This window comes from Labilibaculum sp. K2S (assembly GCF_030372765.1).
In the GTDB taxonomy this organism is placed as follows: Bacteria; Bacteroidota; Bacteroidia; order Bacteroidales; family Marinifilaceae; genus Labilibaculum.
The window spans coordinates 61971-79616 of the sequence record NZ_JAUCMW010000020.1 but is presented as its reverse complement, the minus strand read 5'-3'; the positions used below and the strand labels follow the sequence as shown (position 1 = coordinate 79616).

Annotated in this window: 12 protein-coding genes; 4 read left to right on the top strand and 8 right to left on the bottom strand. The window is 37.8% G+C overall.

The features are described from left to right. Positions 1 to 5: 5 nt before the first annotated feature. The 4 genes from QUH73_RS17335 to bglX all read left to right on the top strand — a co-directional run bounded on the left by QUH73_RS17335 (position 6) and on the right by bglX (position 6337). Complete coding sequence (locus QUH73_RS17335; RefSeq protein ID WP_289531695.1) at positions 6 to 1712, top strand: family 43 glycosylhydrolase; 1707 nt, start codon at positions 6 to 8, stop codon at positions 1710 to 1712. A gap of 11 nt (positions 1713 to 1723) precedes the next feature. Continuing rightward, a complete protein-coding gene (locus QUH73_RS17330; protein WP_289531694.1) occupies positions 1724 to 3157 on the top strand; it encodes a glucoamylase family protein in 1434 nt (477 codons plus the stop codon). A gap of 47 nt (positions 3158 to 3204) precedes the next feature. Beyond that, the gene (locus QUH73_RS17325) at positions 3205 to 3993 is read left to right on the top strand and encodes an alpha/beta hydrolase-fold protein (RefSeq protein ID WP_289531693.1); all 789 of its coding nucleotides are present in this window, start codon (positions 3205 to 3207) and stop codon (positions 3991 to 3993) included. A gap of 76 nt (positions 3994 to 4069) precedes the next feature. After that, entirely contained in the window at positions 4070 to 6337 is a 2268-nt protein-coding gene (gene bglX, locus QUH73_RS17320) for a beta-glucosidase BglX (RefSeq protein WP_289531692.1), read from the top strand. 237 nt (positions 6338 to 6574) lie between these two features. Here the strand turns inward: bglX and QUH73_RS17315 are convergent, their stop codons facing one another. The 8 genes from QUH73_RS17315 to pbpC all read right to left on the bottom strand — a co-directional run bounded on the left by QUH73_RS17315 (position 6575) and on the right by pbpC (position 17643). After that, positions 6575 to 6883 carry a hypothetical protein gene (locus QUH73_RS17315; RefSeq protein ID WP_289531691.1) on the bottom strand — a complete coding sequence of 103 codons (309 nt, stop codon included), beginning with the start codon at positions 6881 to 6883 and terminating at the stop codon, positions 6575 to 6577. A 477-nt stretch (positions 6884 to 7360) separates the two neighbouring features. Then, entirely contained in the window at positions 7361 to 10219 is a 2859-nt protein-coding gene (locus tag QUH73_RS17310; protein ID WP_289531690.1) for a helix-turn-helix and ligand-binding sensor domain-containing protein, read from the bottom strand. 122 nt (positions 10220 to 10341) lie between these two features. Beyond that, complete coding sequence (locus QUH73_RS17305; protein ID WP_289531689.1) at positions 10342 to 11067, bottom strand: pseudouridine synthase; 726 nt, start codon at positions 11065 to 11067, stop codon at positions 10342 to 10344. A 110-nt stretch (positions 11068 to 11177) separates the two neighbouring features. Then, positions 11178 to 11717, bottom strand: coding sequence for a carbonic anhydrase (locus tag QUH73_RS17300; protein ID WP_289531688.1), 540 nt, complete (start codon positions 11715 to 11717; stop codon positions 11178 to 11180). Positions 11718 to 11835: 118 nt separating this feature from the next. Further along, complete coding sequence (locus QUH73_RS17295; RefSeq protein ID WP_289531687.1) at positions 11836 to 12681, bottom strand: sulfurtransferase; 846 nt, start codon at positions 12679 to 12681, stop codon at positions 11836 to 11838. 2 nt (positions 12682 to 12683) lie between these two features. Continuing rightward, positions 12684 to 13598, bottom strand: a complete 915-nt coding sequence (locus tag QUH73_RS17290; protein ID WP_289531686.1) for a glutaminase — start codon at positions 13596 to 13598, stop codon at positions 12684 to 12686. A 265-nt stretch (positions 13599 to 13863) separates the two neighbouring features. Then, complete coding sequence (locus tag QUH73_RS17285) at positions 13864 to 15195, bottom strand: hybrid sensor histidine kinase/response regulator (protein WP_289531685.1); 1332 nt, start codon at positions 15193 to 15195, stop codon at positions 13864 to 13866. Positions 15196 to 15306: 111 nt separating this feature from the next. Then, entirely contained in the window at positions 15307 to 17643 is a 2337-nt protein-coding gene (gene pbpC / locus QUH73_RS17280) for a penicillin-binding protein 1C (RefSeq protein ID WP_289531684.1), read from the bottom strand. Positions 17644 to 17646 lie beyond the last annotated feature (3 nt).

Sequence of the window (17646 nt, the reverse complement as noted above, 5' to 3'; positions counted from 1 at the left end):
AACCAATGCTCAGACTATTAACCATCCTTTTAACTTTTGTAAGTGCTGCAACTTTTGCTCAGCGTACAGCTGAAACTTATTGCAATCCGCTAAATGTTGACTACACCTACATGATTTATAATTCCCAAAACGACCTTTCTTATCGCTCTGGAGCAGATCCGGCTGTGGTGGAATTTCGTGGTGAATATTACATGTTTGTTACCCGTTCATTGGGTTACTGGCATTCAACCGATTTACAAAATTGGGATTTCATTCAACCGGAAAAATGGTATTTTCAGGGATGCAATGCTCCTGCTGCTCACAACTACAAAGACTCGGTTCTATACGTAACCGGTGATCCTTCAGGACAAATGAGTGTATTATATACCGATAATCCTAAAAAAGGAGATTGGAAAATTGTCCCTGCCATTCTTACTGATCTTCAAGATCCAGATCTGTTTATTGATGATGATGACCAGGCTTATATCTTTTGGGGATCTTCCAATAAATTTCCGATCAGAGCCAAAAAGTTAGACAAAAACAAAAGATTTATTGCCAAAAAAAACACCACTGAATTATTCAGCCTTAATCAGGAAATACACGGATGGGAACGATTTGGAGAAAACCATTCGGATACCCTGCTTAAAGGATATATGGAAGGTGCCTGGCTAACAAAGCACAAAGAAACTTATTACATGATGTATGCGGCACCAGGAACAGAATTTAATGTTTATGCCGATGGTGTTTACACCTCTAAAAATCCAATGGGACCTTATACCTACCAAGCTCATAATCCGGTAGTATACAAGCCCGGGGGATTCATGAACGGAGCCGGACATGGAAGCATCGTCAAAACAACCTCAGGTGCTTATTGGCATTTTGGTTCCATGGCACTTTCTGTTACCGAAATCTGGGAACGCAGACTTTGTATGCATCCTATTTTCTTTGATGAAGACGGACTCATGTACAGCAATACCCGGTTTGGAGATTATCCACATTATGCCCCAAATTCAAAAGAAAAAACCGGCAAATTTCGTGGATGGATGCTTTTATCATACCATAAACCCGTTAAAAGTTCATCTCCCGAAGGAATTGAAAACCTAACGGATGAAAATGTGAAAACATTCTGGCTGTCAGAAACAAACACAGGCGGAGAATGGTTTATTATCGACCTGGAAAAACCAATGGATGTAAAAGCGATTCAAATCAATTTTCACGATTACAAATCGGATATGTATGGCAGATATGAAAATTTGAAACATCGATATCTGATTGAATACTCTCTTGATGGATCAAATTGGAAATCACTGATTGACAAGTCCAAAAGCTTTAAAGACACTCCCAACGATTACGTTGAACTGGATCAGGCCTATAAGGCAAGATTTATAAAGTATACCAATATTGAGGTTCCTACTCCATCGCTTGCAATTTCGGATATTCGAATATTTGGAAATGCTTCAGGCAAAGCACCATCAACAGTGAAGAACTTTAGCGTTGAACGCTTAAAAGACCGACGCGATGCAAAAATCAGCTGGAAACAAGAGGAAAACTGCCAGGGATATAATATCATTTGGGGAATCGCTCCGGACAAGCTATATAATTCATGGATGATTTATGGTAAAAATGAACATTTGCTTAAATCACTAGATTCTGACAAGACCTACTATATTACAATTGAAGCATTTAATGAAAATGGTATTTCGAAAACTGCTCAGGTTATTGAAGTAAAATAAGACAACAAGTTATGAATTATACAATTTTACTATCTCTTTTCATGCTTCTTTCATCATGTGGTAAAGATAAAGAAGTAAATATTCCCGAAGAGGAAACTGGTAATAATGGCCCAAGAATTTATCAGGGATTATCCGATGAAATGTTATTGGATACCATTCAGTATTATACTTTTCAGTATTTCTGGGATGGCGCAGAACCCAATTCGGGTTTGGCTCCTGAGCGAATTAATCTGTCAGGTATTTATCCGCAAAACGATCAGCATGTTGTAACAACCGGAGGTTCGGGTTTCGGGCTTATGGCTATACTTGTTGGAATCGACAGAGGATTTATTTCCCGTGAAGAAGGCGTGCAGCGATTTGAAAAAATGGCCGGTTTCTTGGAAGAAGCAGATCGTTTTCACGGAGCCTGGCCACATTGGATGGATGGAAAAACAGGGAAAGTAGTTCCCTTTGGGGAGAAAGATAACGGCGGTGATTTGGTTGAATCATCCTTTCTTGCACAGGGTTTAATCTGTGTTCAGGAATACTTTAAAACCGGATCAGAAAGAGAAAAACAATTAAGCGAAAGAATTAAAACCCTTTGGCATGACATAGAATTTAACTGGTACGAGAAAGACGGCAGTGATGTACTTTACTGGCATTGGTCTCCAAACTATGCCTGGCAAATGAATTTTCCTTTGGAAGGCTACAATGAATGTTTAATCACGTACATCACAGGAGCCTCATCTCCTAACTATTCCATCAAAGCCGATTCATATCACAAAGGTTGGGCCCGAAATGGAGACATTGTTCAGCCAAGTTCAAAATACGGATACACATTGGATCTAAAACACAATGGCAATCCTTCAGCAGGCGGACCTTTGTTTTGGGCACACTATTCCTATTTAGGTTTTAATCCAAGTATCAGTTCCGATAAATATGCCAACTATTGGGATATTAATGTTGCGCACACCCTAATGAATCGTGCCTATTGCATTCAAAACCCTAAAAAGTTTGATGGATATGGCGAAAATCTGTGGGGATTAACAGCCAGCTATTCCATAAAAGGTTACAGCGAATGGGAAGATGGTGGAGGAAGAGAACGAAATGATTTGATTGCAAGTGATCTCTATTTGGGTTATGCCGCTCATAATCCCGATAAAGACTATGGAATCATCGCTCCCACTGCAGCTCTGTCCTCTTTCCCTTATGCCCCCGATGAATGTATGAAAGTGGCTAAAAATATTTACTTCAATTTGGGAGACAAAACCTTTGGTAAATATGGTCCATACGATGCTTTTAGTGTTGAGCACAATTGGTATCCAAGAAGTTATTTAGCCATCGATCAGGGGCCTATTGTATGCATGATTGAGAACTACAGAACTGGTTTACTTTGGAATTTATTCATGAATTGTCCCGAAGTTAAAGAAGGATTAAATAAGCTGGATTTCATCATTGAACAGTAAATCAGCAATCAAAAACACTTTAAAAAAATACGAATCCGTAAATCAAAATGAAAAAAATTAAAACTATATCTCTCGGATTGATCCTTTTTTTGAGTTTAGGGTACACTTATGCTCAAGACTTAAACCTGTATCAAAAGAACAATTTTATTCTTGGACAGGACACCTTAAAATATCGAATCCTTTATCCCGAAAACATGGAAAAAGGGAAGACATATCCATTGGTATTATTTCTTCATGGTTCCGGTGAAAGAGGGACTGACAACCAAAAGCAGCTGACTCATGGAGCGAAGCTTTTTCTGGATCAAACAAACCGAAAAGAGTATCCTGCTATTGTTGTTTTTCCTCAGTGTCCTCCTGATAGTAAGTGGACACATCGATTAAAAGAAAAATCAGCAGAAGGAGACTGGATTTTGAAATTCCCTACGGAATCAGGACCAACAAAACCAGCCTATATGGCCGATCAGTTAGTAAATAAAATAATACAGGAAGAAAATATCGACCCAAAGAGAATTTACATCATGGGCTTATCGATGGGAGGAATAGGAACGCTTGAATTTTTATACCGTTGGCCGGATAAGTATACTGCCGCAGCTGTTATTTGCGGCGGACACAACCCAGAATTGGTCACAAAATATTCTCATGTTCCAATTTGGTTTTTTCATGGGGCCAAAGATGATGTTGTACCCCCAAAATATTCTCAACAGGTCTACGATGAACAAAAAAAATATAATACGGAATCAAAATACACACTTTATCCAGAGGCCAATCACAATAGTTGGGATCAGGCATTTGCAGAACCTGATTTATTAAAGTGGCTCTTTGGCAAGAGTAAATAATTGATCACAGGAAAGCATCCAAACAAAAAAAAGCGATTACAGTTAATTAAAAATTACAATGAAAATGATTCTAAAAATGAAAACAAAGCTTACACTATTCATCCTATTGGTATCCATTGCAATGTTTTCATGCAATACATCCAAATCGAAATACAAGAGTTACAGCGGCGATGCCAAAATTGAACGAAAAGTTGATTCTGTTCTCTCATTAATGACATTAGAGGAGAAGATTGGACAAATGACTCAGTTTTCAGGAAGAGGTGATATTACAGGACCCGAAATGCAGAATGAGGTAATGCCCTATCTTAAAAAAGGTTTGGTAGGAAGTATGTTTAACGAAGCAACTGTTGAAAAAGTCAGACCACTTCAGGAGGCTGCACTGGCAGAATCAAGACTAAAAATTCCTGTACTTTTCGGATACGACGTAATTCACGGCTTTAGAACCATATTCCCAATGTCGCTTGCAGAATCATGTTCCTGGGATCTTGATTTAATAAAAGAAAGTGCCCGGATAGCTGCAACAGAAGCTGCCGCCGAGGGCATTTCATGGACCTTTGCACCCATGGTTGACATTGCCAGAGATGCACGCTGGGGTCGCGTAATGGAAGGCGCCGGAGAAGATGTTTATCTTGGGAAACTGGTTGCCATAGCAAGAGTTAAAGGTTTTCAGGGCGAAGGCTGGAAAGATTTAAAATCGACCAATACGGTGCTGGCCTGTGCCAAGCATTTTGCTGCATACGGAGCTGCAGAAGCTGGCCGCGATTACAATACAGCTGAAGTTTCGGAACGTACTTTAAATGAAATCTACCTTCCTCCTTTCAAAGCTGCCAAAGATGCCGGCGTAGCTACGTTCATGACTGCTTTTAACGAAATTGGCGGCGTACCATGTACTGCGAGCAAATATTTATACAAAGATGTTCTTAGAGACCGATGGGACTTTAGAGGCTTCGTAGTTACCGACTACACTGCAATTAACGAATTGGTTGAACACGGTATTGCAAAAAACGAAGCTCAGGCTGCAGAATTGGCCGTAAACGCCGGAATTGACATGGATATGACAGGTGGTGTTTACCTGGAGAACTTAAAAGCTCAGGTTGAAGCCGGAAAAGTAAGTGTGGAAAGCATAGATATCGCGGTGTGTCGAATTCTGGAAATGAAATTCCTGCTTGGCCTTTTCGACGATCCTTATCGATATATGGATGAAGCCAGACAGGAATCAACCCGAATGAGACCGGAATTTCTGGTATCAGCAAGAAATATTGCGAAACGTTCTGTTGTTTTATTGAAAAACGAAAACATATTCCCAATTGGTAAATCTTCAGGAAAAACAGTCGCTTTAATTGGTCCGATGATTAAAAACCAGACCAGCTTAAATGGAGAATGGGCAGGCCGCGGAGATAGAAACCAAAGTGTTTCTTTATTTGATGGTTTACAAGAAAAATACAAAGGTTCAAATATTCAATTTACCTATGCTCCCGCCTGCGATTTAAAAGGAAACGATAAATCAGGATTTAAATCGGCATTAAGTATTGCGGGTAAAGCTGATCTTGTTCTTGTTGCCATGGGAGAAGATTTCAATTGGTCAGGCGAAGCTGCCTGCAGAACAAATATTCAACTGCCAGGCGTTCAGCAGGATTTTCTAAAAGAGCTTAAAAAACTAAATAAACCAACAGGTTTAGTACTTATGAACGGACGTCCCCTGGATTTGTCATGGGAAAATGAGAATATGGATGCAATTGTAGAAGCCTGGTATTTGGGAACAACAGCAGGAGATGCTCTTGCCGACGTAATCTCGGGTGATTACAATCCATCTGGGAAACTAACCTTATCTTTTCCACGCAACATTGGTCAGGTTCCGATTTATTACAATGCTAAAAACACAGGTCGTCCAATCCCCAAAGATAATCCTGACGCAGATTATAAATCCACCTATATCGATGTTGAAAACTCCCCTCTTTATCCTTTTGGATATGGTTTAAGTTATACCACATTTTCGATAAAAGATGTGAAATTAAATACGAATACTCTTAAGTCAGGAGAGCAATTAACAGTAAATGCAACAATAAGCAACACTGGAGACGTTTACGGAGAAGAAGTGGTGCAATTGTATGTTCAGGATTTATACGGAAGTGTAACCCGTCCTGTGAAAGAATTAAAAGGATTTGAAAAAGTAGGATTAGAGCCAGGAGAAAGTAAAGAAATACAATTTACAGTTTCGGAAGATGATTTAAAATTCTTCGATATTAACATGAATTTCGTTGCCGAGGATGGTGATTTTAAACTTTGGGTAAGTACTAATTCCTCCGAAGAATCAAACGAACGTTCATTTAACTTTAAGCATTAGTGTATCAATAGTTAGTTTTAGTAGTTATGGCGGTACAGTTTCTAAATTGTACCGCTGTTTTTTTTGCTTTACAGCCAACGAAAAATGAAATTCTCCCTCGTTAAAAAGAATATCAAAACTCATCTTCTAAAATAGTCCTTTTAGATTCAGAATAAAGTCAGACACCGGCATAAGTGGCTTGATTACAGGATGAGCATAACAAGCCGCTATTCTAAGCTCTCCTGATATTTAATAGTATTATTTGTTGCCACCCAAAAGGCGAATTACCTCTTTCAGAATTTTATTTTCAGTAGTAAGCTTCTCTATTTGTGGATCGATTGGGTTTTCAATATTGAGATCACCGGCGAGTATCTTAAAAAAATTCACCTGAAGAATCTCACTAATCTGAGTCAGACGATCGGTTTGAATGTCTGGCTTTTTTAGGGTGTTGTAAGTGGCATTTATACTTAAACCAAGCTTTTTAGCCATAGCAGATATGCTCACTTCCTGCTTTTTCATTTCTGATAAGATCAGCTCGTTGATGGGGATCGTTTTATTCGAAGTCATGTTTAAAAATAGTGATAATAATTTACATTTTGCAATAATTAATCAACTTAAACAGTAATTTATTCCTGCATCACGATAATTAATCGCAACTAAACGATAGTAATATATAGTCCTGTGGTGTCAACATATAGTCTTACGGTGACATCATACAGTTCTGTGGTAGTATATTACATTCCTACAGTAATAGGTTACATCCCTACAGTAATAGGTTACATTCCTGCAGTAGTAGATTGCATTCCTACAGTAGTAGGTTACATTCTTATGGTGGTAACATACAGGTCTGCGGCAGATATTAAATCACCAACAAAATTATGCCTCCCAAAATGTTTCTTTTAGATTCAAGTCATACTCTGGCATAAACGGCTTGCTTATAGTGAGAATATGACCGGCTTATACGAATGCAGCGGTAACATCCGTTTATATAGCGGCACAATTGTACCGAAATATTCAATCTGTTTCAATTAACTGACAAATCAATTAATACCTCATAATCACTTTGGTGAGATTTTCATCGGGTTCCAACTCCATTTTTTTTCGTAGTCTGTATCTGCTCACCTCCACACTTCGAACTGTAATTCCCAGAAGTATTGAAATTTCTTTCGAATTCATATTCATTTTCAAGAGAGAACACAAACGCAAATCCGCAGGAGTTAAATTTGGATAATTCTGCCTCAACTCATCGTAAAACCCACTTTGAGATGCTGCAAAATGCCGCTCAAAATCGAGCATGTCTTTTTTCTGAGTCAGCTGTCCGTTTATTACTTTCAAAATTTTATCGTAATCGCGGTGAGGAAAACGTCCTTCCAATTTTTGGAACATAACTTCCAATTCGCGTTTTATTGTATTTATCGATCTGTCCTTCTCAACCAGAGCATTGGCTGAAACCGTTAATTTTCCCTGCAGATTCTCCAGTTCTTTCTGCAAAACATCATTTTGAAGCTGCTCTATTGTCGATTCGTTTTTCTTGTGCTGATCGGTATGTTTTTTCTCAATGATATAGGTCTGTTTCTCTAAAATGCGTTTGTTAAAAACAATCAATAAACCAACACAAACCACCAGTGACAAAATGATAACAACAACGCCTGTTTTTGAAGCAAACCAAGAAGGCAAAATTACGAATGGGTATTCTACCACATTTGATCTGCTGCCGTCGGAAAATACAGCTCTGGCCTGGTATACATATTCTCCGTGCGGTATATCATTTATTGTATTTACATTTTCAGTTTCATCTTCAATCCAATCGTCGTAAAGATTCACAATACGGTATTGATAGGTTACATCATTAGGTCCATAATTAACCGAGTTAATAGTAAATTCCAAAGAATTATCTCTGTTCTTTAGTTCCAAAGTCTTGTTGTTATGCAAAGGCAGTAAAATTCCTTTGTTATCGACACCTTTTTTCTCCTTTACAACTTGAGTGATGACCAATGGCTGATGCTTGTATACATCATTCGATTCATTGGGAAGGATAGCAAAGCCATTCTCCAGACATAAAACACTGGCATCTTTGTTAATTGAAATATTCTGATACTTATCGGGAAATGAAAATTGCTTATCCAAGGTGAAAGCTCTTACAAAACTCATCGAATCTGCTATGTTTTTCATGTAAGCAGCTTCATTATCAGCAATAGCCCAAAAATGGTTTTGATCGGCATTTACAATATTTACAGCCTTTTTAAAACGGCCAAGAGTGTTATTTAACTTATTAAAAGGCAACATTCTATCTGTGAGATCATCGTAAGTATAAATCTCCTCTCCTGTTGTTACAACCACCCGGTTATTAACTGTAAAAACATTCAGCTGATATTCTGTAGGCAAGCCTGATTCCAAACCAAAATACTTGTTGGATACTACCTTTCTAAAATCATCAGATAGCTTCAAACGATTCAAGCCTTTAATTTCATGACTAATCCAAATATAACCTGCATGATCAACCTCAATAAAGCGACACGATCCCTCGAAACCATCAACAAAATGAGAAAAAACCCATTGGTTATTTTCCCTTTTAAACATTCTAATCTTGAAGTAGGTAGACTCTATTAACCATTCCTGCCCGTTTTTTTCAATAATTTCAAAATCGGTACCTCCGATTGCTGTTGACAATGGATAAGAGTTTCCCTGATCCAATTTGAAAATACCATTATTACTTCCACACAAGAGTTCGCCCCTCAAAATTTCCAATTTCCAAATGTGCCCGGTAATTCCCTCTAAAAGGGATAATTCCCTGAAATCCAGATCTGCATAATCCTTATCAAATTTTGAGCAAAGAACCCCATTGTTTGTTCCAATATAAATGTATCCATTGTGTTTTATTACAGAATAAATTGCTGATGGAGCATTATCCATATCAATTTTATACTCAATGGTCGAATTTAAGTCGACATAGGACAATCCGTTATCCATTCCCAGCCATAAATCTCCTGAATGATCGAGAGCCATTCCCAAAACAGTATTGTTTTCTAATTTAGACTGTCGGTCGATGTGGCTAAGAATTTTACCGTCATGATTAATAATGTATAAACCACCCAATAAAGTTCCTATTGCATATGCAGTATCACCAATAGAAACGGCAGAATTTACATCTTTTGAAGACAATACCTTATTGGCTTCACAATTCCATTTCTTAGTTTTTCCATCCTTTAAAATATGAAGTCCTGATTTCCCATCGCCAACAATAATACCACGCTCGTTGGGTAAATAAAAACGGATAGTCGCATTTTTTGCAAAATCGGAATCATCAATAACTTTAATCTCCCCGGCTTCGATCTTACAAATTCCACGACCACTAACTCTTGAATAGACTGTATCATTTACCTTTCCTAAAAACATCAGTTCACCTCCCGGCGCTGCAGATTTTACCTCTTCGGTTTCCGTATTGTATATAAAAAGTGTTGGGAATGACTGAAAAAGTATTTCTTTTCCGCTCTTAACAATGGACCAAATTCTCTCACTAGAGAACTTGTAATCGTTTAATTTTTCGGCTAATGAATAATAATTTAGTACGCCTAAACTGTCCCTCTTCCAATATCCAAAATCTTCATAGCACCCCGAATACAATCTCTGACTCTGCTCATCAAATAGCAGAGATCGAATTGCCGATTTAGATCTGTGCTGATGCAAAACCCAATCTTTCCCGTTGTATTCAAGTACACCACCACTGTTCCCGAAATACGCCCTTCCAAGCTCATCAAATGCTACGTCCCAATTCTGGCTCATTGCCTGATACTCACTTCGGTCGTGATTAATGACGAAAATCCCAAACGGCTTTTCGATTGCGGAAATAAAAGTCGTCTGAAAGAGTAAAAATAAAAGAAGAATTAAATTGGCAGGTTTCATAGTTGCAATTCGATCTGGTTTCCTACAAATATAAAAAAATCAGAGACGATATTACCTGATTTAGTTGATCTTGCAACAAATAGTAAAGAAAAAAGAAATTAAAATTTAAGAATATTACTATTTTAAATCTCATCGAAGGTTTTTGCAGAATCCTCGCACAAATTAAGCAAGGTTTGTAATTCAGTTTTAGTAAATGAGCGGTACTTTCCAACTTTTAAGCTGCCCAAGGAGATGTTCATAATCCGAAGCCGTTGCAGGGTTTTTACATTATAATCCAAATATTCGCACATTCTACGAATTTGTCTGTTTAAACCCTGAGTCAGAATTATTTTAAATGTAAAATCATCAACTCTCCAAACTTTACATTTCTTAGTTACGGTATCTAGAATTGGAACACCATTTCCCATTTTTTTAATAAAATCAGAAGTAATTCTTTTATTCACCCTTACAACATATTCTTTCTCATGATTGTTTCGTGAACGAAGTATTTTATTCACGATATCGCCATCATTGGTGAGAAAAATAAGCCCTTCACTCGGTTTATCCAATCGTCCAATTGGGAAAATCCGCTCCGGATAATTAAGGTAAGTTATGATATTTCCCTTGATATGAGTATCTGTAGTGCAGGTGATGCCAATTGGTTTATTAAATGCCAAATAGATATTTCCTACTTGCTTGGTAATGGTTTGTCCTTTTACCTTGATCGTATCCTCGCTGGTAACCTTAACACCTAAATCAGCTGTTGTACCGTTCACCTTAACTCTCCCACTCTCAATCAGCTTATCAGCCTCTCTTCGTGAACAATATCCTGTTTCGGCAATTGCCTTATTTAGTCGTTTTACTTCCATTTTTTCTCTGCTTCCATCCAATTGAAATGCAAAACTACAGGAATAAATCTAATATCTGCAATAATCTGATTATTCTTGCGAAAAGCACGACTCGATCAACTGCTTAAAAATTATTCTTCTACAATCGACAAGCGGTTGGTTTCCACATGATAGAACAAAGGAGCAACCGTAATTTTCGGATATTTCACACGCAATCGCTTGGCTTCAGTCACTACAAATTCTATTTCATTTCCTATTTCGAACATAGGAGCAAAATTGGTAAAATGTTCTTCGGCTCTTTCTGCGGTCCAACCTGCAGCATCAACCAAACCACGAATAAATTCATCCTTTCGGGAATGCAGATTAACCATGCCGCAGTTATCATGGCCAATGAGTGCTATGTGCTTAATTTTACCAACAGAAATGGCATATGAAACTTTAAACTCACTATATCTTAAATTGGCTCCTCCTGATCGAATGATATAAGAGAAATTTTCAGGGATATGCAGATGTTTGCGATTATCCATACACATACCAACCAAAAGCTGGGCTTCGGTATAAGTGGCAAAAGGCCGTTTTAAGTTATGGAACTCCAGCAACAATCCAATGGGAGTATGTCGATATTCCGGTATGATATCCTCAATACAATTAACAGGTAACAGTCGATTCATGATTACGATAGATATTTCATTTCCACTAAAAACTCATCATTTTACAGTGGTATGGTTTAGAATGATTCTAAAGATAGCCAAATGATTCTTCTGTGCAAATCAGAAATAGAAAGAAGAATTATTCGATCGGATAATTTTCCAACTGTCCCCATTCCGCCCACGAACCATCGTAAAGATACTTGCTGTTTGTTCGCACCAGCTCGCAGGCCAGTAAAACAATACAAGCACTTACACCCGATCCGCAACAAAAAACCAAGGGTTTATTCTTTACGGATAAGCTTTCAAAAATCTCATTTAATTCATTTTTCGGCAGAAACATTCCATTAGCCAAAACGTTGCTAAAAGGAAGATTAATGGATTTTGGAATATGACCACTTTTCAAATTTTCCCTGGGTTCGGGAACTCTGCCCAAAAACCGATCTTCTGAACGAACATCAATTACAAGGCTCTGCTCACTATTGATATTTTCAAGAATTCGTTCAGAATTCAAAACTGATTCCAGATGAAAATCAGCTTGGAAATCGCCCGGTTCCAATTCAATTGGTTTCTTAGGCTCAACTGCAAAATTTTCTTTACTCCAAACCGGCAAACCACCATTCAAAACAGCAACATCATCATGCCCCATTGCTTTAAACAACCACCAAACCCTTGGACTTGAATAGGTACCTAAATTATCGTAAACAACTATTTTACTATTCTTATTAATTCCCAGTTTACGGCACTCTGAGGTAAAACGATCCGGACTTGGAATCATATTTGAAATAGGATTGTCAGGATCGCAAAATGTATTTTTTAAATCGAAAAAGCGCGCATTTACAATTTGAACACCTTCGTATTCTGATTTTAACCCGGCCTTATTATCCTTTAGACTAGCATCAAGAATAAGCAAATTAGGATCATGCAAATGCTGAGAAAGCCATTTGACTGATACTACCGGTTGCAATTTGGTTTGAGTTTTCAACATGACTAAAAAATTGACGATTCGGTTTCACTGGTAAACAGTTCTAAAAATTTCATTCCCTTACTCGAATTTCCCTTTTTATTCAACCTTGGACTCCATACTGCAATGCTGTATTGATTAGGAAGAATGGCAACAATACCACCACCAACGCCACTTTTCCCCGGCAAACCAACTTTAAAGGAGAATTCACCAGCTTCATCATAAAAACCGCACAATTGCATCACAGCATTAATCCTTTTCGATTTGCTGGAACTTAAAAACTTCTCATTAGTTATAGGATCTTTCCCATACGAAGCCAGAAAAAGGAATGTTCTGGCCAGCTCACTACAAGTCATTTCAATGGAACACAAATTAAAATAAAAGTCCAAAACGGTATCAATGTCGTTACGGATATTCCCTAAATCCTTCATTAAATTGATTAGAGAAGCATTTCGATAGCCCGTTGATTTTTCTGATTCGGAAATACGGGAACAATACTCAAGAGATGAATTGCCTGATAGAGTTCTCACAAAATGAAGAAACTCTTTCTTAGGATTTTCCAGATGTTCCACTAAAACATCGCAAACTACCAATGCTCCCGCATTTATGAATGGATTACGCGGAATTCCCTGATCGTATTCTAACTGAACCAAGGAATTGAATGGAGTACCAGATGGTTCAACCCCTACTCTTTTCCATAAATTCTCATCTTCCAACTTGTATGCCATTACCAAGGACAAAACTTTTGAAATACTTTGTATGGAAAACTTTTCTTCAGAATCTCCCAAACTATAATTTTGGTTCGTATTTGTAATTAAATGAACTCCAAATTTACTGGGATCAACATCACGAAGTTCCGGAATATATGACGCAGGACTCCCGGAATCCTTATATCCGTCCATCTTTTTTAAAATCTCCGTAAATATCTTTTGGTATTCCATAAACCGGCTTATTAAGTTGGCCTAAAGTTACATTTTGAACAATAAAATCCTATTAAATTAAAAAGAGTTTGCACCGCTCTATTTCCCATACATAATACAAAGACAATAAGGATTTTGATATGATTCCCTTCCAATTTGTATTTTGTGGTGATTGAGAGCCATTATGAAATTTCCGGCTTCTTAAATTGATAATTATTGGAAATAATGCTGAAAAGTTATCAATCAACCGAAAATTGTGTCCCTTTTTTTAGTTAAAGGTCAATAATTACTTTGTGTTTTTTCTAATCTTATTTAGCAACTCTTCTCTCTTAAAAGGCTTTGCGATGTAATCGTTGCACCCAATATCCAAAGCCTTCCTTTTTTCATTTCCAATGGCAAAAGCGGTTTGAGCTATAATAGGAATTTTATTACGAAACTCCCGAATTATCTTAACGGCTTCGTAACCGTTTAAAATTGGCATTTTAATATCCATCAAAATCAATCCTAAATTTGGGTTCTTCCGACAAATATCCACTGCTTCCTGTCCATTTTTTGCTCTTAAAAAATCGATTCCCGCATCGTTTAGTATTCTTGATATATAAAGAAAATTATATTCTTCATCTTCTGCAACAAGCACACAACCAGGCCTTAAAACACTCTTCGGATCTGCTTTTTCCTCTACTGTAGGTTTCTGAACAACGAAATCACCAGGAATTGTAAAATAGAATTTGGAACCAATTCCAAGATTGGATTCTACCCAAATGTCACCACCTAATAAATTCACATTCCCTCTGCAAATGGCTAAACCTAAGCCTGCACCACCAATAGTTTTTGTTGTTTCAATCTCTGCTCTGTGAAAACGATCAAAAATTTTCTTATGATATTTCGGAGCAATTCCAATTCCTGAATCCTTTACAGAAAACAGCAATTGATCTTCCTTCATCTCACATCCTAATTCGACCAATCCTTTTGGAGTATACTTTATCGCATTACTAATCAAATTATCGAGAACTTGTCCCAATTTCACTCTATCGGAAAAAACAATATGAGCTAAACCAGACAACGTATTATTCAATTGAAGAGAAATATCTTTCCTTAGAACTGTGCCATGAAAGGAATAAATTTGATCCAGAAAATCATTCAGCTTAAAGGGAGTCTTATTAATGATCACATTTCCCGAATCAATTAGTGAAACATCCAGCACATCGTTAACTACATTAAGCAATTGATCCGAACTTTTAGTAATAATATCAAGGTACATTTCCTTTTGATCTATGGTCAGATCATTTTCTTTTAAAAGACCTGCAAAACCTACAATCCCATTCATAGGTGTTCTTATTTCATGCGATATGTTCTGCAAAAAAGCAGTTTTCAACTGATCGCTCTCTCTGGCTTTCTTTTCTGCATTCCGAATTTTAATCAAATGCTTCTTTAGCAATAAGTAAAACAAAATCCCAGTCACCAAAACATAAAACCAACCTTTAAAAGTTTGTATTTCTGTCAGATAATTGGGATCGGAGATTACATTTTTCACTAATTGATCAGAGAATGAGATCCATAATCCCCCCACCAATAAATATGAAATAAGAATTTTATATTCAAATTTTACTTTTACCATATCTAGTCTTCCTAATATCTGAAATGCCAAAGATAGTACGCAGGCTAAACATTAAAGTTAAGCTTTTGGCAAAAAAACAACAGGCTCAATTGCAATTCATATTCCAGCTTATTAGTTTATTTCATTATCATTTTTTCCAACTACAGTAAATTTCTTGTACAAAGTATTGCCGTGATTGTCAACCAAACTTAGCAGGTGTTCTCCTTCATCCGGACTTAATTCCTTCTGATGCAAATGAACCGTTGTCCCAATAAATTCACCATCCAAGTGCCAAAAAACTTCTGCTTCCGGATCATGATGAGCCATCTCAAAAACAACTTTCCCACGAATTCCATCCAAATCGATGGGAACAAAAATCTGATCGTTTCCCTTCGGATAAATCAGCTCCATCACTTCATGATTCTGAGCTCCGGAACAATCATCCCGAAAGGGAGGTAAAGGTCGGTACAACGCATTTCTTTTTTTATAATACCATTCCATTGCCGGTGGCAACACAAACCAATTTACATGTATCATGTTACTCACTTTTTCGCATTGAGAATTCACCTGATACCTCTTGCCGGCATCCAAATGTACAAGTCGGTGATAGGGACAGGAATTGGTCTCTAATCCTGTTTTGCAAACCAACATCGTATCAATAGTTTCGCACCACCTACCTGCTCTGTATCCACTTTGCCTGCATACAGGAATCTCTTCCATCTCTTCAAACGGAATATCAAACCAAGCCCCTGAAGGAAGTAAATTAAATACATCGAACATGACAGGAGCTGCTGAACTTACACCTGTTAGTCCCGGCCGGCCTTCTCCATCAGCGTTGCCAACCCAAACTCCAACTACAAAATCAGGTGTAGTTCCAATGGCCCAGGCATCGCGAAAGCCAAAACTGGTTCCGGTTTTCCAGGCCACTTTACGTGATGAAGAAAAAGATTTCCACCCATTTTCACCATCCGGTCTGTTGACTTCCAGCAAGGCTTCAAATGTTTGATAGACGGAAGCAGCACTTAGTCTCGACTGGACTTCAGGATTCCCTTTTTTTACTGAATCCCGAAGTCGGTAAACCGGTTCGCGAATATCATTCGTATAATAAGTTTTATTGTATTGATTGTAATGATTTAAGTTTCTTGCCAGTCCGGAATACATCCCGCATAAATCCCACAATGTACCTTCTGCACCACCTAATATTAAAGACAATCCATAATGTCCGGACGGATAATTGAGTGTACTCATTCCCAATTTCTTCAATAGGTGGTGAAAAGGCTCTACACCGTAATCGCGAAGCATACGAACTGCAGGCACATTTAAAGACCGGGACAGCGCCTTTTGGGCTGGAACGGCACCATCGTAGCGAAGATTAAAATTCTTAGGCGAATAGCCTGCTATCTGAGTTGGAATATCAGGAATGAGCGTATTGGGAAGAATTTCTCCGCTATTCAGCATACCGGCAAATAAAAATGGCTTTAAAACACTACCTGTACTTCGCGCAGCACGAATAATATCTACCTGATTCCCATGATTTTCCTCATCCAATTTAGCGGTATTTCCAACATAAGCTATGCTTTGACCGGTTTCCACATCTAAAACCAAAACAGCCATATTGTGAATTTGATTGGCCTCTAAATTTCGCTGATATTTTCGGACCAACTCATTTACCTGCAATTGAAGCCGATAGTTTAAAGAGCTTGTAATTCGTTCGCCTGTATGTTCAACATTTGCCTGATCCAATAAATGAGGAGCCAACATTGGCAATGAATGAATTTTAGAAGGTATTTCTTCTAATTTTGCCAATTTACAAGTCATGGAATCAATAATTTCTCTTTCCACCAACCGATCCAAAAGGCGATTTCGCTTATCACGAAGTTTCCTACTGTTTCTTCCCGGATAAATTAATGAGGGAGCATTTGGTAATACTGCTAAAGTGGCTGCTTCAGCCCATGATAAATCTTTGGCATTTCGTGCAAAAAAACGCCATGAAGCAGCTTCCAAGCCAACCACATTTCCTCCAAAAGGAGCATGAGAAGCATACAAGGCAAGAATCTCCTTTTTAGAATATCCCAACTCTAAGCGAATCGATTTTACCATTTCAATCAGTTTCTGATAGAGGTTTCTGCTCTTGCCTTTGCGGGAAATACGAACCAACTGCATGCTTAACGTACTTCCACCGCTCACCACATGACCTGCCTTAATATTTTGAATTAAAGCTCGTCCTAACGAAACCGGATTCACTCCCGGATGATAATAAAAATACTGATCCTCGAATGCCAAAAGTGATTGCTCAAACTTTTCCGGTATGTGTTCCGATTCCGGAAACCGCCATTGTCCATCAGCAGCAATTCTGGCCCCAAGCAACTTTCCTTCTCTGCTATAAAGAATAGTTGATGTGGGATCGTGAAATAATTTTGATGGCAGAGAAAACCAAAAACTGATCCCTAACAGCAAAAATGCCAACATGAA

Coding starts and splice junctions, on each gene's coding strand:
- QUH73_RS17315 (WP_289531691.1), bottom strand. CDS start 6,883: ATGACTTCGAATAAAACGATCCCCATCAACGAGCTGATCTTATCAGAA.
- QUH73_RS17335 (WP_289531695.1), top strand. CDS start 6: ATGCTCAGACTATTAACCATCCTTTTAACTTTTGTAAGTGCTGCAACT.
- QUH73_RS17290 (WP_289531686.1), bottom strand. CDS start 13,598: ATGGAATACCAAAAGATATTTACGGAGATTTTAAAAAAGATGGACGGA.
- QUH73_RS17330 (WP_289531694.1), top strand. CDS start 1,724: ATGAATTATACAATTTTACTATCTCTTTTCATGCTTCTTTCATCATGT.
- bglX (WP_289531692.1), top strand. CDS start 4,070: ATGAAAACAAAGCTTACACTATTCATCCTATTGGTATCCATTGCAATG.
- QUH73_RS17325 (WP_289531693.1), top strand. CDS start 3,205: ATGAAAAAAATTAAAACTATATCTCTCGGATTGATCCTTTTTTTGAGT.
- QUH73_RS17295 (WP_289531687.1), bottom strand. CDS start 12,681: ATGTTGAAAACTCAAACCAAATTGCAACCGGTAGTATCAGTCAAATGG.
- QUH73_RS17305 (WP_289531689.1), bottom strand. CDS start 11,067: ATGGAAGTAAAACGACTAAATAAGGCAATTGCCGAAACAGGATATTGT.
- QUH73_RS17300 (WP_289531688.1), bottom strand. CDS start 11,717: ATGAATCGACTGTTACCTGTTAATTGTATTGAGGATATCATACCGGAA.
- QUH73_RS17310 (WP_289531690.1), bottom strand. CDS start 10,219: ATGAAACCTGCCAATTTAATTCTTCTTTTATTTTTACTCTTTCAGACG.
- pbpC (WP_289531684.1), bottom strand. CDS start 17,643: ATGTTGGCATTTTTGCTGTTAGGGATCAGTTTTTGGTTTTCTCTGCCA.
- QUH73_RS17285 (WP_289531685.1), bottom strand. CDS start 15,195: ATGGTAAAAGTAAAATTTGAATATAAAATTCTTATTTCATATTTATTG.